The sequence below is a fragment of the Aeromicrobium sp. REDSEA-S38_B2 genome (assembly GCF_001628525.1).
Lineage (GTDB): Bacteria > Actinomycetota > Actinomycetes > Propionibacteriales > Nocardioidaceae > Aeromicrobium > Aeromicrobium erythreum.
Genome location: NZ_LUNH01000057.1, coordinates 1 through 21,670 on the forward strand (window position 1 = coordinate 1; position 21,670 = coordinate 21,670).

The 21,670-nt window shown below is 73.0% G+C and carries 19 protein-coding genes and 2 riboswitches; of the genes, 13 read left to right on the forward strand and 6 right to left on the reverse strand.

Annotated elements, in window-relative coordinates:
* On the reverse strand, window positions 1–343 hold a 343-nt coding region (locus A6Q81_RS12195; RefSeq protein WP_286690612.1), incomplete at its 3' end, for a hypothetical protein.
* 56 nt (window positions 344–399) lie between these two features.
* Complete coding sequence (locus tag A6Q81_RS12200) at window positions 400–972, reverse strand: nicotinate-nucleotide--dimethylbenzimidazole phosphoribosyltransferase (protein WP_286690613.1); 573 nt, start codon at window positions 970–972, stop codon at window positions 400–402.
* Between the two features lie 265 nt (window positions 973–1,237).
* On the opposite strand from A6Q81_RS12200, the gene A6Q81_RS12205 reads away from it, so the two are divergent.
* The 10 genes from A6Q81_RS12205 to A6Q81_RS12250 all read left to right on the forward strand — a co-directional run bounded on the left by A6Q81_RS12205 (window position 1,238) and on the right by A6Q81_RS12250 (window position 13,558).
* Window positions 1,238–1,456 (forward strand): CbtB domain-containing protein, encoded by a 219-nt coding sequence (locus A6Q81_RS12205; RefSeq protein ID WP_067860245.1) that lies wholly within the window; start codon window positions 1,238–1,240, stop codon window positions 1,454–1,456.
* Between the two features lie 210 nt (window positions 1,457–1,666).
* Complete coding sequence (locus A6Q81_RS12210; RefSeq protein ID WP_286690614.1) at window positions 1,667–2,497, forward strand: CbtA family protein; 831 nt, start codon at window positions 1,667–1,669, stop codon at window positions 2,495–2,497.
* 90 nt (window positions 2,498–2,587) lie between these two features.
* Window positions 2,588–2,807: riboswitch (cobalamin riboswitch) on the forward strand.
* A 130-nt stretch (window positions 2,808–2,937) separates the two neighbouring features.
* Window positions 2,938–5,481: a ribonucleoside-diphosphate reductase subunit alpha gene (locus A6Q81_RS12215; protein WP_286690615.1), complete on the forward strand. Its 2,544-nt coding sequence runs from the start codon at window positions 2,938–2,940 to the stop codon at window positions 5,479–5,481.
* Between the two features lie 139 nt (window positions 5,482–5,620).
* Window positions 5,621–6,604 (forward strand): ribonucleotide-diphosphate reductase subunit beta, encoded by a 984-nt coding sequence (locus A6Q81_RS12220; RefSeq protein ID WP_067860251.1) that lies wholly within the window; start codon window positions 5,621–5,623, stop codon window positions 6,602–6,604.
* A gap of 14 nt (window positions 6,605–6,618) precedes the next feature.
* Window positions 6,619–7,041 (forward strand): HEAT repeat domain-containing protein, encoded by a 423-nt coding sequence (locus tag A6Q81_RS12225; protein ID WP_286690616.1) that lies wholly within the window; start codon window positions 6,619–6,621, stop codon window positions 7,039–7,041.
* Window positions 7,042–7,130: 89 nt separating this feature from the next.
* Window positions 7,131–7,676: an SRPBCC family protein gene (locus A6Q81_RS12230; RefSeq protein WP_286690617.1), complete on the forward strand. Its 546-nt coding sequence runs from the start codon at window positions 7,131–7,133 to the stop codon at window positions 7,674–7,676.
* A gap of 9 nt (window positions 7,677–7,685) precedes the next feature.
* Window positions 7,686–8,348: a (2Fe-2S)-binding protein gene (locus A6Q81_RS12235; RefSeq protein WP_286690618.1), complete on the forward strand. Its 663-nt coding sequence runs from the start codon at window positions 7,686–7,688 to the stop codon at window positions 8,346–8,348.
* Between the two features lie 136 nt (window positions 8,349–8,484).
* A riboswitch (cobalamin riboswitch) is annotated at window positions 8,485–8,600 on the forward strand.
* Window positions 8,601–8,635: 35 nt separating this feature from the next.
* Complete coding sequence (gene cobN, locus A6Q81_RS12240; protein WP_286690619.1) at window positions 8,636–12,256, forward strand: cobaltochelatase subunit CobN; 3,621 nt, start codon at window positions 8,636–8,638, stop codon at window positions 12,254–12,256.
* Window positions 12,253–13,014 (forward strand): precorrin-6A synthase (deacetylating), encoded by a 762-nt coding sequence (cobF, locus tag A6Q81_RS12245; protein WP_286690620.1) that lies wholly within the window; start codon window positions 12,253–12,255, stop codon window positions 13,012–13,014. Before cobN ends, cobF begins: the two co-directional genes overlap by 4 nt.
* A gap of 37 nt (window positions 13,015–13,051) precedes the next feature.
* Complete coding sequence (locus tag A6Q81_RS12250) at window positions 13,052–13,558, forward strand: hypothetical protein (protein ID WP_067860260.1); 507 nt, start codon at window positions 13,052–13,054, stop codon at window positions 13,556–13,558.
* Window positions 13,559–13,560: 2 nt separating this feature from the next.
* On the opposite strand, the gene A6Q81_RS12255 is transcribed toward A6Q81_RS12250, so the two are convergent.
* Window positions 13,561–15,012, reverse strand: a complete 1,452-nt coding sequence (locus A6Q81_RS12255; RefSeq protein WP_286690621.1) for an MFS transporter — start codon at window positions 15,010–15,012, stop codon at window positions 13,561–13,563.
* A gap of 83 nt (window positions 15,013–15,095) precedes the next feature.
* On the opposite strand from A6Q81_RS12255, the gene A6Q81_RS12260 reads away from it, so the two are divergent.
* Window positions 15,096–15,875, forward strand: coding sequence for a TetR/AcrR family transcriptional regulator (locus tag A6Q81_RS12260; protein ID WP_286690622.1), 780 nt, complete (start codon window positions 15,096–15,098; stop codon window positions 15,873–15,875).
* Window positions 15,876–15,920: 45 nt separating this feature from the next.
* Here the strand turns inward: A6Q81_RS12260 and A6Q81_RS12265 are convergent, their stop codons facing one another.
* Window positions 15,921–16,352: an Rrf2 family transcriptional regulator gene (locus tag A6Q81_RS12265; protein WP_286690623.1), complete on the reverse strand. Its 432-nt coding sequence runs from the start codon at window positions 16,350–16,352 to the stop codon at window positions 15,921–15,923.
* An 80-nt stretch (window positions 16,353–16,432) separates the two neighbouring features.
* On the opposite strand from A6Q81_RS12265, the gene A6Q81_RS12270 reads away from it, so the two are divergent.
* On the forward strand, window positions 16,433–17,272 hold the full coding sequence (locus tag A6Q81_RS12270; protein WP_286690624.1) for an SDR family oxidoreductase: 840 nt from the start codon (window positions 16,433–16,435) through the stop codon (window positions 17,270–17,272).
* Between the two features lie 54 nt (window positions 17,273–17,326).
* On the opposite strand, the gene A6Q81_RS12275 is transcribed toward A6Q81_RS12270, so the two are convergent.
* Window positions 17,327–17,908: a M23 family metallopeptidase gene (locus A6Q81_RS12275; RefSeq protein ID WP_067860270.1), complete on the reverse strand. Its 582-nt coding sequence runs from the start codon at window positions 17,906–17,908 to the stop codon at window positions 17,327–17,329.
* A gap of 170 nt (window positions 17,909–18,078) precedes the next feature.
* Between A6Q81_RS12275 and A6Q81_RS12280 the strand changes: the two genes are divergently transcribed.
* Complete coding sequence (locus tag A6Q81_RS12280; RefSeq protein WP_286690625.1) at window positions 18,079–18,744, forward strand: CHAP domain-containing protein; 666 nt, start codon at window positions 18,079–18,081, stop codon at window positions 18,742–18,744.
* On the opposite strand, the gene A6Q81_RS12285 is transcribed toward A6Q81_RS12280, so the two are convergent.
* Window positions 18,728–21,583 carry an AfsR/SARP family transcriptional regulator gene (locus A6Q81_RS12285; protein WP_286690626.1) on the reverse strand — a complete coding sequence of 952 codons (2,856 nt, stop codon included), beginning with the start codon at window positions 21,581–21,583 and terminating at the stop codon, window positions 18,728–18,730. The two genes, A6Q81_RS12280 and A6Q81_RS12285, sit on opposite strands and share 17 nt — an antisense overlap.
* Window positions 21,584–21,670: the final 87 nt, after the last annotated feature.

The window sequence follows — 21,670 nt, forward strand, 5'->3', positions numbered from 1 at the left end:
CGGCGCGGGTGCCGCCGATGTTGAGGTCCTCGATGCGGTGCACCTGCTCGGCCACGTTGGCGAGGTGGAAGTACATGGTGAAGGCCCGCACGAGCCGGATGGCCTGGGCCAGCAGGGCGGGTTCGTCAGCCAGCGGGATGCCGGCGTTGACGTCCAGCATCTGGGCACCCGCCTTCACCTGGGCGATGGCGTCTGACTCGACCCGGCTGAAGTCGCCGTTCTTCATCTCCTCGGCGAGCAGGTTGCGGCCGGTCGGGTTGATGCGCTCGCCGATCATCACGAACGGCCGGCCGAAGCCGATGGCCACCTCCTTGGAGGCGGAGCTGAGCACGGTGTCGGTCATGGGGCGGTCTCCTGGTGGGGCGGGGTTGGCGGTCGGTGTGGTGACGGGCGTACGCGTCAGGCGGCGTCGTCGACGCCGCCGGTGCACACGAGGCGCTCGAGGTGCTCGGCGCTGTCCTCACCGGCGGCGATCTCCTCCGCCGCGATCGCCCGGCCGGCGGCCAGCGCCCGAGCCGTCTCGTCCGCGGACAGCGCGTCCTCGACGTCGATCGCCCCACTGCCCCGCCGCACCTTGTGGGCGCGCACCGCGTCGGGCAGGTCGGCGAGGTCGTCGTCGACGCCGAGGTCGAGCACGCGCAGGCTCACGCCGTGCTGGGCGGCGAGGACGCTCGCCCCGGCGCGTCCGGCGGCGAACGTGCGGACCATCGCGGGCGTGACGGCGCTCGGGAACGCGGAGACGCCCGACGCGGTCACGCCGTGGTCGCCGGCGAGCACCACGGCGCGCACCTGGTCGACCGGACGCGGCGGCACCTCGCCCTGCGTCGCCGCCACCCAGCAGGCGAGGTCGCCCAGCCGGCCCAGCGCCCCGGGAGGCGTGGCCAGGCCTGCGAGCCGCTCGCGTGCCGCAGCGTGGATCGCCGGGTCGGGAGGACGGACGGCGGACGGGGTGCTCACGGGCTCGACGGTCACGGGTGAACGGTACGACGTCGTCCCGGCGAGCCGCCGGAGCAGGAGGCCCGCGCGCTCGCACCATGAGACGCGCGCCACACCCCGGTGGCACCGACCGGCCCATGCCCTACGCTCGGCACGTCGACCACCACGGAAGCCGGTGGAAGTCCGGCGCAGTAGCGCTACTGTGACGTCGCCCCAGCAGCACCGGGGAGACGGAGCCAGACCCTGGTCGTCGACAGCCCTCCATCCACGGGACGCACTCATCCCTCAGGAAAGGCCTGCCATGTCGCAGCTGAACCCCTCCGTCGACACCCCCGCGGTGCCGGTCGTCTCCATCCCGGTCCGCGAGCTCGCCCCATGGGCGCTGTTCATCGCGCTCCTCGCCCTCGTCGCGCTCTACTTCGTGGGCGCCGAGCAGGGCGCGACCTCCCTCATCTCCGGCACCGGCGTGCACGAGTGGGTCCACGACGGACGCCACCTGCTGGGCTTCCCCTGCCACTGAACGACGCTGCCACTGAACGACGCTGCCCCTGACCGACCCTGCGGCTGACCGGGCCTGAGCCCGGTCGGTCCTGCCAGCGGACCCGGCCTCCGGGCACCCGCCCCGAGCCCGCGGCGACACCGTGGGCTCCCTGTCGTCGAACCGCGGCCCGAGCGACCCGTCAGCGCGACGGGACGTGTCGCGCCGCTCCGCTCGGGAAGGACCCGACCCATGAGCACCACCCGCACACCCCACCTGACCGCCCGCACGTTCCTCGTCCACGGCCTGCTCGCCGGTCTGCTCGGCGGCGTGCTGGCCTTCGCCGCCGCCTCCGTGGTCGGCGAGCCGCCCATCGACCGCGCGATCGCCCTCGAGGAGTCCGGCGGTGCCGCCGCCGACGCGGGCCACTCGCACGAGGAGGGCGCGCACTCGCACGAGGAGTCCGGCGGACACTCCCACGGCGACGAGGACGCCGCGATCAGCCGAGGCGAGCAGGCCGGCCCCGGCCTCGCGACCGCCACGATCATCGTGTGGCTCGTCGCCGGCGGCGTCGTCGGCATCGCCTCGGCCTTCGCCGTCGGCCGGCTCGGCGGGCTCGGCCCGGTGGGCTCCACCGCCGTCGTGGTGCTGCTGGCCTACCTCGCCTACACCGTCGTGCCGTGGCTGAAGTACCCGCCGAACCCGCCGGCGGTCGGCTCGGCCGACACGATCGGCGAGCGCACCGCCCTGTACTTCAGCTTCGTCGCCGTGTCGCTGCTGGCCGTCGTGGCCGCCGTCCTGCTCGCGCGGGCCCTGCTGGCCCGCGGCCCGTGGGTGGCGGTCGTCGCCGGGGCCGCCCTGTACGTCGTCGTGGTCGGTGTCGCCGGTCTCGTCCTCGCGCCCATCGACGAGGTCCCGGACTCCTTCCCGGCCACCACCCTGTACGCCTTCCGCATCGGCTCGCTCGCCACGAGCACCGCGCTGTGGGCCGGTGTCGCCCTCGCCCTCACCGGGCTCACGGCCCGCACCTGGCGGGCGCACCAAGCCGACGTCGAGCGCCGGGCGGCCGCCGCCGCACTCTGACCTCGTCCGCAGACGCCGCCTCCCGACAACTGGGAGGCGGCGTTCGCATGAACCCAAGATGTAGGGGTTACATTCGTGTAGTTCCCCGTATATGGTGGGTCGTGCAGCTGGTTCGGCCCGTCATCCAGACGGGTCGTCGCAAGAGGGAATCCGGTGAGAGACCGGAACTGCCCCGCAGCGGTGAGTGGGAACGAACGGTGTCATCAGCACTGGGGCCCTGCAGAGATGCATCCCTGGGAAGCGACACCCAGTAGGCGGCAGCGATGCCTGGCCCGCGAGTCCGAAGACCTGCCAGTGCTCCACCGCCACCGGTGGAGGTCCGCGACCTCGTGGGAAGGTCCAAGGATCAGACGACGTCGTGGCGTGCCCGCGACCCGTCCTCCTCTCCCCGCGTGCCCGTGGACTGCGTCAGTCACGACGAGTTCACGAGGGGTGAACCGATGACCATCACCGTCATCAAGCGCGACGGCAGCCGAGCGGACTACGACGGCTACGAGATCGCGAGATCCATCGAGGAGGCCGCCACCGGCCTGCCCGACCAGGTCTCCCGGGCGACGCAGCTGCGCGCCGAGCTGGAGATCACGCTGTTCGACGGCATCAGCAGCGAGCAGCTCGACGAGGCCGTCATCGGCGTCGCGCTGCAGAACGTCAAGGACGACCCGGCCTTCGACACGATCGCGTCGCGCCTGCTGGTCAAGACGCTCTACAAGAAGATCTTCGGCGAGGGCGTCACCCGCGACGAGGTGTACGCCTTCCACGGTCCGGCGTTCGTCCGCGCGATCCTGCGCGGCGTCGAGCTCGGGCTGCTCGACGAGCGGCTGGCCGAGGCCTTCGACCTCGAGCGGCTCGGGTCCGCGCTCGACCCCGACCGCGACGACCTGCTGCGCTACGTCGGCGCGCAGACCATGCGCAACCGCTACATGATCACCGAGCCCGACGGCACGCCCCTGGAGGTGCCGCAGTTCTTCTGGATGCGCGTGGCGATGGGCCTCGCGCTGAACGAGGAGGACGCCACGACGGCCGCGCTGGCGTTCTACGACAAGATGTCGCGCCTCGAGTACCTCGCCGCGGGCTCGACGCTCGTCAACGCGGGCACCGCGTACAGCCAGCTCTCCAACTGCTTCGTCATGCAGATGGAGGACGACATCGAGCACATCGCCAAGAGCGTCCGCGACGTCATGTGGCTGACGAAGGGCACGGGCGGCATCGGCCTCTCGGTCACGCAGCTGCGCGCCGAGGGCTCCCCCATCCGCTCGAACAACACCAGCTCGACCGGTCCGATCCCGTTCATGCACACCATCGACTCGACGTTGCGCGCCGTGAGCCGGGGCGGCAAGAAGTTCGGCGCCCTGTGCTTCTACATGGAGAACTGGCACCTCGACTTCGGCCAGTTCCTCGACCTGCGGCAGAACTCCGGCGACCCCTACCGGCGCACGCGCACGGCCAACACCGCCGTCTGGATCTCCGACGAGTTCATGAAGCGGGTCGAGGCCGACGCCGACTGGTACCTGTTCGACCCGCTCGAGGTCGGCGACCTGCCGGAGCTGTTCGGCCAGGCGTTCAGCCGCCGCTACGCCGAGTACGCGGCGCAGGCCGAGCGCGGCGAGATCCGGCACAAGAAGCTGAAGGCGCGCGAGCAGTTCCGCGCCATCCTCACGACGCTGCAGACGACGTCGCACCCGTGGCTCACCTGGAAGGACACGGTCAACACCCGCGCCCTCAACCAGAACACCGGCACGATCCACCTGTCGAACCTGTGCACCGAGATCTGCCTGCCGCAGGACCGCGAGAACATCAGCGTCTGCAACCTGGCGTCGATCAACCTCTCCCGGCACGTGGTCGGACGCCGCGGCGACGCACGCGTCGACTGGGACCGGCTCGCCGAGTCCACGCGGCTCGCCGTCCGCCAGCTCGACAACCTCATCGACATCACGATCAGCTCGGTGCCGGAGTCGGAGCGCTCGAACGAGGAGAACCGCGCCCTCGGGCTCGGCGTCATGGGCTTCACCGACGTCGTCGAGCGGTTCGGCTGGTCCTACGAGAGCGAGCGCGCCTACGACCTCATGGACGAGCTGATGGAGTTCGTCAGCTGGCACGCGATCGACGCCTCCGCCGACCTCGCCCGCGAGCGTGGCGCGTACCCGAACTTCGCCGGGTCGCGCTGGAGCCAGGGCATGGTCCCGTTCGACTCCCTCGACCTGCTCGAGGCCGACCGCGGCGTGCCCGTCGACGTCACGCGTCGCTCCCGCCTGGACTGGGACGCGCTGCGCGCCAAGGTCGCGGGAGGTGTCCGCAACTCCACGCTGATGGCCATCGCGCCGACCGCGTCGATCGGCCTCGTCGCCGGCACCACTCCGGGGCTGGACCCGCAGTTCAGCCAGATCTTCAGCCGGGCGACCGCGGCGGGCAAGTTCCTCGAGGTCAACCGCAACCTCGTCGAGGACCTGCGCGAGCGAGGCCTGTGGGAGTCGCTGCGCGAGGACCTGCTGCGCCACCAGGGCGACCTGTCGAAGGTCGAGGGCGCGCCCGCCGACCTGGTCGAGATCTACCGGACCAGCTTCCAGCTGTCGCCCTACGCGTTCCTCGAGGTGGCCGCCCGCGCGCAGAAGTGGATCGACCAGGCGATCAGCCGCAACATCTACCTCGCCAGCCGCGACGTCGGCGACATGGTCGACCTCTACGCAGCCGCGTGGCGCAGGGGCGTCAAGACGACCTACTACCTGCACATGATGCCGCGGCACACCGCCGAGCAGAGCACCGTCAGGGTCAACAAGGCCGAGGCCGTCGCCCCGCAGGGTGCGACGACGTCGGGCGGGCGCGGCTTCGGCGCCCGCCGCGGCTTCGGCGCCGCCACCGCAGCCCCGACCCCGGCCCCGGCTCCGGTGGCCGTCGTGCCGGAGGAGATCCAGGAGCTCGACGTCGTCGACGGGTCCGCCTGCCCGATCGATCCGCAGGAGCGCCTGCAGTGCGAGTCCTGCCAGTAACCCCGGACCCGCTGGTCGAGTAGTCCGTCCCGTGAGGCACGAACAGGGACGGACGTATCGAGACCACCCGGCGGCCGTCGCGCGAGCCGGCTCCGCGACGGCCGCCTCACCACCCCGACCCCAGAGAGCGAGACCCCCCATGCCCATCCTCGGCACCGGCATCGCCGAAGGCCTGCTGCTCAAGCCCGTCACCTACCCGTGGGCGATGGAGCTGTACGACCAGGCCGTCGCCAACACGTGGTTCCCCAACGAGGTCCAGCTCGGTGAGGACCTCGCCGACTTCGAGCGCATGAGCGACGACGAGCGCCACGCGCTCACCTTCCTCATGAGCTACTTCAACCCCAACGAGCTGCTCGTCAACAAGGCGCTCGCGTTCGGCGTGTACCCCTACGTCAACGCGGCCGAGTGCCACCTCTACCTCGCCAAGCAGATGTGGGAGGAGGCCAACCACTGCATGAGCTTCGAGTACGTGCTCGAGACGTTCCCCATCGACCGGGTCGCGGCGTACGAGTCGCACGTGAACGTCCCGTCGATGGCCGCCAAGGAGGCCTTCGAGGTGCGCTTCATCCAGCGGATGACCGAGCAGACCCTCGACATCACGACCACCGCGGGCAAGCAGGACTTCGTGCGCAACCTCGTGGCGTACAACGTGATCCTCGAGGGGATCTGGTTCTACTCCGGCTTCATGGTGGCGCTGAGCTTCCGGCAGCGGAACCTGCTGCGCAACTTCGGCTCCCTCGTCGACTGGATCGTGCGCGACGAGAGCCTGCACCTGAAGTTCGGCATCAACCTGATCCTCACGGTGCTCGACGAGAACCCCGAGATCGCCACCGAGGAGTTCGCGGCGGAGATCCGCCAGATGGTCCTCGACGCGGTGGCCATGGAGGAGGCCTACAACCGCGACCTGTTGCCGCACGGGATCCTCGGGCTCAACGCCGACTACATCAACACCTACGTCCGCTACCTCGCCGACCGGCGCCTGGAGGAGCTCGGCTTCGAGCCTCACTACGGAGCGGCGAACCCGGCGAAGTGGATGGCGACGGCCAACGACACCCTGCAGCTCGTCAACTTCTTCGAGTCGATCAACACCTCCTACGAGGTCAACGCCCGCGCGGGCTCCTGAGCGGGCGGGCGAGCATGTCGTGCGTCGGGTTCTTCACCCCCGAGCAGCTGGCCCGGGTGCGCGCCGCGGGCGACGACCCCCGCCCGGTGTCGACGTTCCGCTCGCCCGAGGCGTCGGCGTCCAAGCGGCGGCGGGTGGCGGAGATGGCCAGGTCGCCCGACCCGCGGGTGCGGGCCGCGGCGGCGGGCTCGTCGCTGGCGGCCGCGGAGGTGCTGCAGCGGCTGGCCGCCGACCCCGACCTGGGCGTGCGCGCCGCCGTGGCGCGCCACCCCGCGTCGCCGCCGGACCTGCTCGACCGGCTCGCGACCGACGCGGACGAGACGGTCCGCGGCTGGGTGGCCGCGAACCCGGCGTCGTCGCCCGACCTGCTCGAGCGGCTCTGCGACGACTCGTCCCCGACGGTGCGGTCGGTGGCCGCCTGGGCCCAGTGTTGGTGAGGGAGGGGCTGGTGACGGTCGCGGCGCGCCTGTTCCCTGGGCGCCCCTCGCGTCGGCGCGGCGACGGCACCGCGGGTAGCCTCCCGTGCATGTCCCGAGCCCTCACCGTCAGCGACACCGTGGTGGTCGGCGTCGAGCCCGACGTCGTCTACGCCGCGCTCAGCGACGTCCGGCAGATGGGGCGTTGGAGCCCGGAGAACACGGGCGCCGAGCTCGCCGACCCTGCCGCGCCGATCGGGGTCGGCACGGTGTTCGTGGGCACGAACCGTCGCGGCCGCGCCCGCTGGCACACGCGTTGCGTCGTGACGGCGGCCGACCCCGGCCGACGCTTCGCGTTCGACGTGCGCGCCTGGGGTCCGGGCCGACGTCTGCTGCCGGTGCGGGTGGCGTCGTGGGAGTACACGTTCGAGCCCGCCGTGGGCGGCACGCTCGTGACCGAGACGTGGCTCGACGGTCGCACCGGCTGGCCCGACTGGACGGCGTCGGTGTTCGACCGGGTGGCCACGGGACGCGACTCCTTCGCGACGTTCCAGCGGGGCAACATCCGCCGCACGCTCGACCGGCTCAAGCGTGAGCTCGAGTGGGAACGTGGCCGGGAGCAGGCCCCCCAGGACCGCACCGACGACGCGTCGTGAGCCGTCGCCATGCCTGAGCTCGACCGCCTCGGCGAGTTCTTCGCCGTCGAGCGGACCGGCGACGGCGACGGCTGGCGGCCGCTGGCCGACCTCGTCGACGGAACCTACCTGCACACGCGCGTGGTCGCGACGCACCTCGCGCTCGCGTCGCGCGTCTCCGCGGCGAGCTCGGCGGGGGTGCCGGGCCACGGACGGCAGGCGGTGGAGCCGCGGGTGGCGGCGTCGGTGGCGTCGCTGGGGCTGTTCGCACGCCTGCTCTCGCCGACCGTGGGCGCGTTGCTCCTCGACGTCGACGCGCCGGCCGACGTGCACTGGCGCGAGCAGCCCACGGGCACGCTGCCCCTGGCCGCCGGTGCGTGGTCGGCGCCCGACCTCGAGGCCGTGCTGTCCGACGTGGTGGCGCCGCTCGCCGCTCGTCTGCGCACGGAGCACTCGGTCTCGGAGCAGGTGCTGGCGGGCAACGCGGCCTCGGCCGTGTTCGGGGCGCTGCGCATGGCCACGCTCGCCCGCCCCGACGTCGCCGACCGCGCGCTCGAGGTCGGCGCCCGGGCACTCGCGCACCCCTACCTCGTGGGCACGGGGGAGCCCGACCTGCCGTTCCGGCGCCGCTCCTGCTGCCTCTTCTACCGGATCCCCGGCGGCGGCACCTGCGGCGACTGCGTCCTCGCCTGACCCCCTCCCACCGCAGCCCCCCATCGGTGGATCAGCAACCTCCGTGACGACGATCCCGGCGATCGGTGGATCATCCACCGCAGGGAGCGTCCTGGGGTTGGTGATCCACCGATAGGGGGTTCGGGCGCTCGGCCGACTAGGCTGGCCGGGACCCGTCGCCGCGGGTCGGGGAAGCCGGTGCGAGTCCGGCGCGGTTCCGCCACTGTGACGCCTGCGAGCAGGTACAGCCAGACACCCTTCGCGGCGACTCCCGCCGCACGGGGCGAGAACCCCGAGGAGGAACCCCGATGACCCGCATCGCGCTGCTCTCGACGTCCGACACCGACCTGCTCTCGGCCCGCGCCAGCGGCGCCGACTACGTCTACGCCAACCCGGCCAAGCCGGGTCACCAGGACATGGCGGCCGCGATCGAGGCGGCCGACCTCGTCGTCGCCCGCATCCTCGGCTCCCCGCAGGACCTGTGCTCCGGCTTCGCGCGGATCCGCGCCACTGGGAAGCCGATGGTCGTGCTCGGTGGCGAGCAGTCGCCCAGCGCGGAGCTGATGGAGCAGTCGACCGTGCCGATCGGCGTGTGCGCCGACGCCCACGTGTACCTCGCGGAGGGCGGGCCGGAGAACCTCGCCCAGCTGCACGCCTTCCTCTCCGACACCGTCCTGCTGACGGGCGAGGGCTTCGAGCCGCCGAAGGTCCTCCCGGAGTGGGGCCTGGCGCCCCGCCCGCAGGGCGCCGACGCCGCGGAGAACGCGGGCAAGGCCCGCATCGGCGTCCTCTACTACCGCGCCCACGAGGCGAGCGGCAACAGCGGCTTCGCGCACGCCCTGGCCGACGCCGTCGACGCCACGGGCGACGCCGTCGGCGTCCCGATCTTCAGCTCGTCGCTGCGCGCCGCGCCCGACGCGCTCTTCGAGGAGATGGCGAACCTCGACGCGCTGATCGTCACCGTGCTCGCGGCCGGTGGCACCAAGCCCGGCACCGTCAGCGCCGGCGGCGACGACGAGTCGTGGGACGTCGCGCGGCTCAAGGCCCTCGACATCCCGATCCTCCAGGGCCTCAGCCTGACGTCGAGCCGCGCCGAGTGGGAGGCCTCCGACGACGGCGTCTCGCCGCTGGACTCCGCCAACCAGATCGCCATCCCCGAGTTCGACGGGCGCATCATCACCGCACCCTTCTCGTTCAAGGAGGTCGACGAGGACGGGCTGCCGCGCTACGTCGCCGACCCCGAGCGCAGCGCCCGCGTGGCCGGCATCGCCGCCGCCCACGCCCGCCTGCGCCACACGCCGCCGGCCGAGCGCAAGGTCGTGCTCATGCTGTCGGCGTACCCCACGAAGCACAGCCGGGTCGGCAACGCGGTCGGCCTCGACACCCCCGCCTCCACCATCCGTCTGCTACGTGCCATGCGCGACGCCGGCTACGACCTCGGCGCCCCGGGCGAGATCCCCGGCCTCGAGCACGACGACCTCACCGAGGCCGGTGACGCCCTCATCCACGCGCTCATCGACGCCGGCGGCCAGGACGAGGAGTGGCTCACCCACACGCAGCTCACCGAGAGCCACGTGCGCATCCCGGCCGGCCGCTACACCGAGTGGTTCGAGCGGTTCCACCCCGACCTGCGCGACGCGATGCTCGAGGCGTGGGGTCCCGCGCCCGGCAAGCTCTTCGTGAACGGCGAGCGGGAGATCGTGCTCGCCACCATCCGCGCCGGGAACGTCGTGCTGATGATCCAGCCGCCCCGCGGGTACGGCGAGAACCCCGTCGCGATCTACCACGACCCCGACATGGCGCCGTCGCACCACTACCTCGCCGCCTACCGCTGGGTCGAAGAGGAGTTCGGGGCGCACGCCGTCGTGCACCTGGGCAAGCACGGCTCGATGGAGTGGCTGCCCGGCAAGAACGCCGCGCTGTCGGCGGCCTGCGGCACCGACGCCGCCATCGGCAACCTGCCGCTGATCTACCCGTTCCTCGTCAACGACCCGGGCGAGGGCGCGCAGGCCAAGCGTCGCGCGCACGCCACGATCGTCGACCACCTCATCCCGCCGATGGCGCGTGCCGAGAGCTACGGCGACATCGCCAAGCTCGAGCAGCTGCTCGACGAGTACGCCAACATCGGCGCGATGGACCCGGCCAAGCTGCCCGCCATCCGCGAGCAGATCTGGACCCACATGCGGGCCGCCGAGATGCACCGCGACCTCGGCCTCGACGACCAGCCCGACGACGAGGGCTTCGACGACTTCATCTTCCACGTCGACGGCTGGCTCTGCGAGATCAAGGACGCCCAGATCCGCGACGGTCTGCACGTGCTGGGCCAGGCGCCGGGCGGCGAGGCGCGCGTGAACCTCGTGCTCTCGATCCTGCGCGCCGCGCAGATCTGGGGCGGCGAGACCGGTGCCGTGCCGGGACTCCGCGCCGCGCTGGGGCTCAAGGGCGACACCGACGACGAGCAGGACCGCGAGTCGCTGCAGCGGATCGACGCCGTCGAGGAGCAGGCCCGCGCCCTCGTGCAGGGCATGGAGGACGCCGGTTGGGACACCGCCGCCGTCGAGGGCCTGCACGACGACCCGGTGGTCCGCGACGTGCTGCGCTTCGCCGCCGAGCAGGTCGTGCCGCGCCTCGCGCAGACCACCGACGAGCTCGACCACGTGCTGCACGCGCTCGAGGGCGGCTTCATCCCCGCCGGCCCGTCGGGCTCGCCGCTGCGCGGACTCGTCAACGTGCTGCCCACGGGCCGCAACTTCTACACCGTCGACCCGAAGGCGGTGCCGTCGCGCCTCGCCTGGGAGACCGGGCGCGCGATGGCCGACTCCCTGCTCGAGAAGCACCTGTCCGACACCGGCGAGTACCCGCGCTCCGTCGGCCTGTCGGTGTGGGGCACCTCGGCCATGCGCACGTCGGGCGACGACGTCGCCGAGGTGCTGGCGCTCATCGGCGTCGAGCCCGAGTGGGACCCGGCCTCGCGGCGCGTCAACGGCCTGCGCGTCGTGCCGCTGGAGGAGCTCGGCCGCCCGCGCATCGACGTCACCGTCCGCATCTCCGGCTTCTTCCGCGACGCGTTCCCGCACGTCATCGGCATCCTCGACGACGCCATCCGCCAGGTGGCCGAGCTCGACGAGCCCCTGGAGCAGAACTACGTGCGCGCGCACACCGAGGCCGACCTCGCCGAGCACGGCGACCGGCGTCGAGCCACCACCCGCATCTACGGGTCCAAGCCGGGCTCCTACGGCGCGGGCATCCTGCAGGTCATCGAGGCCGGCAACTGGAAGACCGACGACGACCTCGCCGAGGTGTACACGGCGTGGGGCGGCTTCGCCTACGGCCGCGACCTCGACGGCCGTCCGGCGGCGGAGGACATGCGCGCCAACTACCGGCGCATCGCGGTGGCGGCGAAGAACATCGACACCCGCGAGCACGACATCGCCGACTCCGACGACTACTTCCAGTACCACGGCGGCATGGTCGCGACGGTCCGTGCGCTCACCGGCGCCGAGCCGAAGGCCTACGTCGGCGACTCGACCACGCCCGACGCGGTGCGCACCCGCACGCTGCAGGAGGAGACGACGCGCGTCTTCCGTGCCCGCGTGGTCAACCCGCGCTGGATCTCGGCCATGCAGCGCCACGGCTACAAGGGCGCGTTCGAGCTGGCGGCCACCGTCGACTACCTGTTCGGCTTCGACGCGACCGCGGGCGTCGTGCACGACTGGATGTACGAGAAGCTCGCCACCGAGTACGTCCTCGACGAGACCAACCAGGAGTTCATGCGCACGTCGAACCCGTGGGCGCTGCGCGGCATCGTCGAGCGGCTCGGCGAGGCGGCCGAGCGTGGCCTGTGGGCCGAGCCCGACCCGGAGGTCGTCGCGGCCATGCAGCAGGTGTACCTCGACCTCGAGGGCGACCTGGAGGACCGGCACACGTGACCCGGCGGCGCTTGACCCTGGTCGGGATCGGCCTCGGCCATCCCGACCACCTGACGCTGGAGGCGGTCCACGCGCTGCAGTCGGCGTCGGTGGCTCTGGTGACGGTGAAGCGGACGGGGGACCCGCTCGCCGCGGTGCGTCGGGACCTCCTGGCCCACCACGCACCCCGCCTGCGGGTCGTGGAGGTCGTCGACCCCGAGCGTGACCGGTCGGCCGCGTCGACGTCGACCACGTCGGGGTACGAGGGCGTCGTCGGCGACTGGCACGAGGCGCGGGCGCAGGCGTGGGAGCAGGCGCTCCTGGAGCACCCCGACGGCGACGTCGTGGTGCTCGTGTGGGGCGACCCGGCGTTCTACGACTCGACCATCCGGGTGGTGGAGCGGGTGCTCGCGCGGAGCGCGGTCGCGGTCGACTGGTCGGTGCTGCCGGGCATCTCGGCACTGCAGCTGCTCGCCGCCCGGCACCGGGTGGTGCTGCACGAGGTCGGGCAGCCCGTGCACGTGACGACGGAGCGCCGTCTGCGCGAGGCGGTGGAGCAGGGGCAGCGCAACGTCGTCGTGTTCCTGACGTCGGGCACCGACCTGTCGGGCCTCGACGACTGGCAGGTCTGGTGGGGCGCGAACCTGGGGGCGCCGTCGGAGCGGCTCGTCGCGGGCCGGGTGGCCGACGTGGCCGACGCGATCGCGGCAGCGCGTGCGGCCGCAAAGGCCGAGGCCGGCTGGGTGATGGACCTCTTCCTCCTGCGCCTCCCCACCTGAACCCTCCCCACCCCGCTGACCGTGAGATGGTCGGGACGTGCTCTCGGACCACCGCCGCATCGCCGTCCTCGGTCTCGTGGTCGTGACCGTCCTGGCACTCGCCGTGTCGTGGTGGACCCAGCCCACGGCCCTGCCTGGCGACGCCGAGCGGGTGGCGCAGCGCGCGGCCGTCGACAGCACGGTCGACGTCGTGGTCGTGCCGAGCGTCCCGCCGGGCCTGACCCTGCGGTCGGTCGAGCCGGACCTGCCCGCGGGCACCACGCGGGCCGACGTGCAGGTGCTGCTCTGCGGCCGGCTCGACGGCGACGCCTCGGTCGAGGTGTCGACCGCCGGCGACCTCACCGCGATCTGCTCGACCGCGCGGCCCGCGAAGGCCGGGACCCGCACCCGCCCGGACGAGTCGTTGCTCGTGCGCGTCACCCCCCGCGCGCGGGGCGACGTAGAGCTGCGCGGCCTCCGGGTGCGCTACACGCGCGACGCCCGGCACCTCTGGCAGACCGGCACGCAGCTGGTCCCCGTCGCGGTCCGGGTCATCACGCCCTGACGTCAGGCCTCCTCGGTGTCGCGGGAGTCGGTCAGGGTGCTCGCGCCGTAGGCGGCGATCGACCCGGACACGACCGCGAGCACGAGGAAGACGATCCGCTCGCCGTGGAAGAACGAGGCGACGAGGTCCGGCGTCCAGGCCCCGGTCGGCAGCACCTGCACCACGAGCGTGGCGAGCAACGTGCCCACGAGCGCCGTGCCGACGCTGGTGCCGAGCTCCTGGGCCGTGTCGTTCAGGGCTGCCCCGAGCGACGTCCGGTTGCCGGGCATCGCGCCGATCAGCGCGACCGCGCAGGTCATCATGACGGTGCGCAGGCCGACGACCATGACGACCATCGCGACGACGATCGCGGGGTACCCGTGCTCGACCGCGTACGCCATCGTGACCAGGCCGACGGCGAGCAGACCCGCACCGACCAGGCAGGCGACGCGGTGCCCGAGGCGCGAGACCATCGACTCCGTCAGCGGGTTCGAGAGCAGCATCGTGACGATCATCGGCAGGCTCGCCAGGCCGGCGCGGACGGGGCTCCAGCCGTAGGCGTACTGGAAGTGCAGGACGAGCGAGAACATCACGCCGGTCATCGCGACGGACGTGCCGAGCTGCGCGATCGTCGCCCCGCGGACGGTGCCGCGCCTGAAGACGTCCAGGTCGAGCATGGGCGACGCGGTGCGGCGCTCGTGGCGGACGAAGAGGACCGCGGAAGCCACCGAGCCGAGCACGCAGGCGAGCGTGACGGCCGACAGCCAGCCGCGCTCGACGCCGCTGGTGAGGGCGTACGCGCCGAGGCCGATGGCGGCGACGCTGAGCGCCGCTCCGGGCAGGTCCAGCGCGTCGTCGGTGAGGTCGTCGGCGTGGTCCGCGGCGACACCGACGCGCACGCCGATCCAGGCCACCAGCGCGATCGGGGCGTTCACGGCGAGCAGCCACTCCCAGCCCACGTGCTCCAGCGCCGTGCCGCCGAGCACGGGTCCGAGCACGAAGCCCGCCATGCCGACCATCATCATGATCGGGAACGCGCGACGTCGCAGCGCCTCGTCGTCGAAGAGGCGGAAGACGAGCGAGTTGGTGATGGGCGCCATCGCGGCGGCGCAGAGCCCGAGCGCGGCGCGCAGGGCGATGAGCTCGGCCGTCGAGCCGACGAGCAGCGCGCCCAGGCTGATGGTGCCGAACGCGGCCAGGCCGACGAGGAGCACCCTGCGGCGACCGAAGCGGTCGGCCACCGAGCCGGCGGTCAGCATGAGGCCGCCGAAGGTCAGGGCGTAGGCGCCGGTGACCCACTGCAGCGACGTCGTGGTGCCGTGCAGGTCGCGGCCGATGGTGGGCAGCGCGATCGACAGCAGCGTGTTGTCGACCATCTCGACGAAGAATGCGAGGCAGAGGGCGGTGAGGGGGATCCAGGCGGCGCGCAGCGAGGGGTAGGTGCGGGTCGTCGGAGTCGTGGTCGTGGTCGTCATGAGCCACCTCCGGAAGTCTCGAACAGCGTTCGACCATCGAACGCTGTTCGAGACGATAGAACATGGTTCGATAGGATGCAAGAGTGAGTCCCCGACGACCCGCTGCCGGCGCGCCCCGCCAGCCGCGCCCCCCGCGCCCACCCGGCCCGCCGCGACGCCAGCCGCCCCCGCGCAGCCGGACCACCCACTCGATGGAGTCGGTCCTGACCGAGGCGGTCGGGCTCCTCGACGAGGCGGGCGAGCCCGCGCTCACGTTCCGCGCCCTCGCCGCACGACTGGGCGGCGGCGTGGGCAGCATCTACTGGTACGTCTCCGGCAAGGACGAGCTGCTCGAGCGCGCCGCCGACTTCGTCCTCGAGGGCGTCCTGGACGCCACGGAAGGCTACGTCGACGGCGACCCGGTCGACGACCTGCGGCGCACCGCGATCGCCCTGTTCGACGCGGTGGCCGACCGTCCGTGGCTGGGCGCCTACTTCATGCGCAACACCGGGTCGCAGCCCAACTCGCTGCGCTACTACGAGCGGGTCGGCCAGCACGTGCTCCGCCTGGGCCTGGACCCGCTCGAGACGTTCAACGCCGCGTCGGCCGTCGTCGGCTACGTCATCGGCATCGCGGCCGACCTCGGCCAGCAGCCGCCCGAGGAGGTCGTCGACGGCAGCACCACGCGCTCGGACTACCTGGCCCGGACCGTGGCCGAGTGGCGCGAGCTCGACCCCGACGAGTGGCCGTTCCTGCACACCATCGTCGACGTGTTCGCCGACCACGACGACGCCGCCCAGTTCCGCGCCGGGCTCGACCTCCTCCTTGCGGGCCTGAGCCTGCGAGCGGGCCACCGCCCCCCTCCCCCACCCCGCCGAGGGTGACGTTTCGACCCCGATCCGCGGCGGATCGGGGCCGAAACGTCACACTCAGCGGGGGACGAGGTCGGCGACAGTCGTGCGTGCGAGGGTCGCCTCGGTGGCTCGCGCGACCTCGGCGTCGACCTGCGTGAGACCGTCCTGGATGCTGCGTCCCACGGGGCAGCGGGGGCTGGGCAGGTGGATGGCCAGCACGGGCTCCTCGCCGCGCACCAGGCGCCAGACCGTGTCGAGCCGGATGTCGGCGGGGTCGACCAGCAGCCGCCAGCCTCCGTGGGCGCCCGGGGTCGAGGTCAGGAGCCCCGCCTCGCGCAGCGGCGCGAGCACGCGCCGGACGTGGACGGCCGTCACCTGGGTGCTGGCGGCCAGCTCGGTGGCCCCGACGAGGCGACCCGGCTGAGCCCCCGGCCCGGCACCCGCACCGGCCAGGTAGGTCAGCACGTGCACCGCGACGGCGAACTGGGTGCTCTGCGGACTGGCCATGCCCCCAGTCTGGCACATCCGTGATCAGTATGGTTATAGTTACTACAACCGCAATCACTCTGCACACGAATGGGGATGCCATGACCACCTACGCCATCACCGGAGCCTCGGGCCAGCTCGGCTCGCTCGCCGCCGACCTCCTGCTCCAGCAGGCCGACCCGTCCGACGTCGTCCTGCTCACCCGCTCCCCCGAGAAGCTCGAGCGTCCCGGCGTCACGGTGCGCGCCGCCGACTTCGACGACCCGAGCACGCTCGCCACCGCGTTCGAGGGTGTCGACGAGCTGCTCCTCGTCTCGACCGACGCCGTCGGCAGCCGCGTCGAGGGCCAGCGCCGCGCCGTCGAGGCCGCGAAGGCCGCCGGCGTGCGCCGCGTGCTCTACACCTCGGTCGTCGACCCCTCCGACGACAACCCCGCCGCCGTGACCCCCGACCACGTGGCCACCGAGCGCGACCTGCGCGAGAGCGGTCTGCGCTGGACGTTCCTGCGCAACAACCTCTACGCCGACATGCAGGCCGACACGATCGCGCAGGCCGCCGCGTCGGGCCAGTACGTCACCAACACCGGCGACGGCGGTGCCGCCTACGTGACCCGCGCCGACTGCGCCGCCGCCGCGGTCGCGGCGCTGCTGAGCACCGAGCTCGACGACGTCGCGCTCGACGTCACGGGCCCGCGCGCGATCACGGCCGACGACGTCGCGACGCTCGCGGCGCAGCGTCGTGGTGAGCCGGTCGAGGTCGTCCAGGTCGACGACGCCGCCTACGTGGCCGGGCTCGAGCAGGCCGGCCTGCCGACGCCGGTCGCCCACCTGCTCGCCTCGTTCGGCACGGCCATCCGCGAGGGCCGGCTCGCCGCCGTCTCCTCGGCCGTGGAGGACCTCACCGGGCGTCCCGCCACCCCGGTCGAGGACGTCGTCGCCTGACGCGCGACCGTGCGGCGCCGGGCTCAGGGGTCCACGGCGCCGCACGGCGGCAGGTCAGCAGGGCCGCGTGAACGTCTGCGTGCCCGTCTTGTCGTAGTTGAACGCGTGCCCGTTGAGGATGACGGGGCGCAGGACCGACCGGCCGTCCACCACCTGACGCTGCTCGTAGTGCAGGTGAGGTCCGGTGCTCTTGCCGGTGCTGCCGACGCGACCGATCTGCGTGATCGGCGAGACCTGCTGCCCCACGGAGACGGCGATGCTGTCCTCCTGCAGGTGGGCGTAGAAGCTGCGCCAGCCGTTCCCGTGGTCGATCTCCACCGCGTGGCCGTAGCTCGTGTACTTCTTCGAGACGCCGATGACCTTGCCGGACGCGCTCGCCAGCACGGGACGCCCGGCGTCGGACGACCCGGCGATGTTGAAGTCCACCGCCAGGCGGTTGGGCGTGTGGTCGCTGTACGTCTTCACCGGCCAGGCCTCGCCGCAGCGGAAGGGCACCTGCAGCGGTGGCCGGGCCTGCGACGCGGTCGCCTCGCTCGCCGTGGGTGCCGCGTGGGCGGCAGCCGCGAGCGAGCCGGCGAGCAGGGTCGCGGGCACAGCTGCTGCGACCGTCAGGGCGATCGTCCGTCGTCGGTTCATCCGTCCTCCTGGTGTCGTGGCGCGACCCCCGTCGCGCCGATGACGAGAGCCTGCCGACGCGCTCTGCGATCACGCTCCGAGCCGTTCGCAGCGAGTTCGCAGCGGCGCTCGGCAGGCTGAGGCACGGCGGCGGACGGCGTCGCCAGGCACCTACGAACCGAGGACACCTCATGAAGCGCACCCGTCTCGCCGCCGCTGCCCTCACCGCAGCGGCCCTCCTCGCCGGACCGGCCGTCGCCGGGCCCGCGCACGCCGACACCGCCGGCACCAGCTCGACGTCGTCCGCCACGGCGATCTCCGCGAACCGCCAGGCCGTGGTGGAGCGTGCGATGTGGGCGCTCGGCAAGCCCCTGCCGTACATCGACCGCTATGGCACGAAGCGCAACAGCACGCCGGTGCAGGACCGCAACCTGTTCGAGTACGGCGGCAGCAACACCAACAAGAACCTGTTCAACAACTACAACGGCCAGGAGTGGTGCGGCTACTTCGCCGCCTGGGCCTGGACCAACCGTCTGGTCCCGTCCAAGTCCGACTTCCCGGCCATCCCGCAGTACTACCCGGGCTCGCAGAACTGGGCGGACCAGACGGGATCGCGCTTCAAGCCCTTCTCGGCGTCGTCGACCGCGCGCCCGCTCCCGGGGGACGTGCTCGTGTGGAAGAACAACAACGCGGGCGGCGGTCACGTCGGCGTGGTCGTCGAGGTCAACGGCAACAAGATCTACACCGTCGAGGGCAACGTCGGCGGCGACGAGATCGGCTACAAGTACTACCTCTGGGACGGCGACGGACCGACGATCAAGGACAAGACGTTCCGCGGCTTCACGTCGGCGGAGTGAGGACGGGGGACGCGCCAGGGGGCGCTCCCCCAGCCTGAGCAGCCGCGGAGGCCTCCCGTTCCAGCCGGAGGGCCTCCGCGGCCTCCTCCGTGCGCCCGGCATCGTCCAGCAGGGCCGCGAGAGCACGCCAGGCCGCGGCCGCGCTGAGCTGGCGGCCCAAGGCGGTCAGCTCGGTCACCGCGAGGCGCAGCTCCGCCTCCGCCTCCGCCGGTCGGCCTTCCAGGCGCAGCGCTCCCGCGAGGGTGCGGCGGGCGCGGGCGGCGACGAAGGCGTCGCGCGACCGGACGGCCCACGCCCGCGCGCTGCGGGCGAGCTCGACACCGTCGGCGCCCCGTCCGAGCGCGACCGCGACCTCGGCCTGGGCGTCCAGCACGTAGCCGCGGTCGTAGTCGTCCCCGTCGTCCTCGAGCAGGCCGACCACCTCGAGGATCAGCTTCTGCGCCTCACCGAGCACCCCGAGGCGACGGTACGACCGTGAGAGCTCCAGCGTCGCCTGGCGGTATCCCGCCCGGGCGGCGGTCGGCTCGAGCAGCGCCCGCGCTTGCGCGAAGGCCACCGCCGCAGCCTCGTTCTCGTCGTAGTCGTTGTGCACGGTGCCGCGGCCGTTCGCGACCCAGCCGGCGAGGACCGGGTCGTGGACGCCGTCGAGCGCCGCCGTCGCCGCGTCGAGCGCCGCCACCGCCGCGTCGCGACGCCCGAGCGCGAGCGCCGCCGAGGCGGTCACCACCTGCGCGGCGGCCGCGGCCCGCGGGTGACCGGCGTCGACCAGCCGGGCCGCCGCCGACTCCGCCAGGCGTCCGGCCTGCTCCGACGACGAGGCGCGGGCCTGCAGGTGCCAGGCCCGGCAGAGGTCGAGAAAGGCACGGCCCGTCGCCGCGTCGACGTCGTCGGGCGCGGCGCGCCCGAGGACACCGCCCACGAGGTCGAGGCACGCCACCCAGTCCGCCAGCACCCGAGCGGTCGCGTTCTCCGTCGCGAAGAACCGCACCGCCGACGTCCGGTCCCACCTCTGCGCCGCGTCCTGCGACGTCGTGGCCTGCGACGTCGGGCGAGCACCGTCCGGGGGCTCGGGGAGCAGCTGCGTCGGGTGGGCCCGGTGCGCCGGACGTCCCCGCTCGAGCAACAGCGCCGCCACCCGCTCCGCCGGTGACGTGTCGTCGTCGTGCGTGTCGGTGCCGCGCAGGAACCGTGCGACGACGTCGTGCAACTTGAACTGCGTCGCCTGCCCGAGGTGCCGCACCGGCTCGACGAGGTGCAGCGCGCTCAGGGCGTCGATCGCCCGCTCCCCCGCGTGGTCGTCGCCGAGCAGCGCCCCGAGCACCCAGGCGCTGAACGCGGGCAGTCGCAGCCGGGCCACGCGGTGGGCCGCCTCCTGCACCTCCCCGGGCAGCTGCTCCCACACCTCCGCGAGGCTCGCCGCGATCGAGGCCATGGTGCCGTCGTCGCCGGTGGAGAGCCGGTCGGCGTCGGCCTGGTCGCGCTCGACCCGCTCCGACCCGAGCTCGCGGACGAGCAGCTCGCGGGCCGCACCCGTGGAGAGCGAGCCCACCGGCACGCGCACGTCCGCGTCGAGCCACGGCAGGTCCCGCCGCGACACGACGACGGCCATGGAGCCCGCCGACGCCGGCAGCAGGTCGAGCAGGGCCGGCGCTGCGACGTCCGCTCCCACGTCGTCGAGCACGACGAGGACCCGTCGCTCGTGCAGCAGGCTGCGGTAGAGGGCGGCTCGCTCGGCGACGTCGGCGGGGACGGCCTCGGGGTGCGTGCCCAGCAGCCGGAGGAAGGTGCCGAGGGCCGCCCCGGCGTCCGGACCCGTCGGTGTGCGACCGGCGTCGAGGTGCAGCGAGCCGTCCGGGAAGCGGTCGCGCAGGCGATGGCCCGCCTCGACCGCGAGCGTCGACTTGCCCATCCCCGGCAGCCCCGTCAGGTGCACGACGACCGGCCCGTCGTCGACCTGCTGGGCGGCGCCGAGCACCGCCTCCAGCTCGTGCGCGCGGCCGACGAAGCCCGGCGAGCGCCGCGGCAGCGTCCGGGGCGCCGTGGGTCGGCGCAGTGCAGTGTCGGCACCGGGCACGGTCGTGACGTCGGACGCCCGCACGGGCACCACGTCGCCCTCCAGCACCCGGGCGTGCGCGGAGCGCAGCAGGTCCGACGGCTCGACCCCCAGCTCGACGTCGAGCCGCTCGAACGCCTCGCGGTAGACCCGCAGCGCCTGCTCGCGACGCCCCACCGACGCGAGCGCCAGCACGGAGTGGGCGAGCAGGCCCTCGTGGAACGGGTGCAGGGCGGTCAGCAGGGCCAGGTCGGCGACGACCGTGTCGGCGCGGCCGAGCGCGACCGCCGCGGCCACGTGCTCCTCCCAGAGACCGAGCCGCTCGGCCGCGAGACGCGTGCGCTCGAGCTCCACGGCCGACGTGGGACGGACGTCGAGCAGGACCTCCTCGGGCACGAGGTCGAGCGCGGTCCGGAAGTCGTCGAGACATCCCACCTCCGAGCGCTGCGCCCGCGCCCGCGCGCGGTCGCGGCACGCTCGCAGCCGTCCGACGTCCGTCGTGACGCCGTCGTCGAGGACGTAGCCGTCGGCCGCCGTGCGCACGAGGGGTGCGTCGCACTTGCGGCGCAGGCCGGAGACGAGCGCCTGCACCCGGTTGCGCGCCGAGGTGGGTGGGGCGTCGTCGTACAGCCAGCGGACGAGCGTGTCGCTGGAGGACCCGGCTCCCACGGCGAGCCCGGCGAGGAGCGCGCGTTCGAGGCTCGACAGCGCGACGGGTGCACCGTCGCACTGCAGCGTGACCCCCGCGAGCACGGTCAGCACGACCCTGTCCCCCGAGCAGTCCACGTCAGGACCCTAGCCGCAGGACGCCCCGTCACCCCAGCGCAGATCCGCTCCCTGGGACGCGCAGTGGTGCCGTCGGCGCGCATCGAG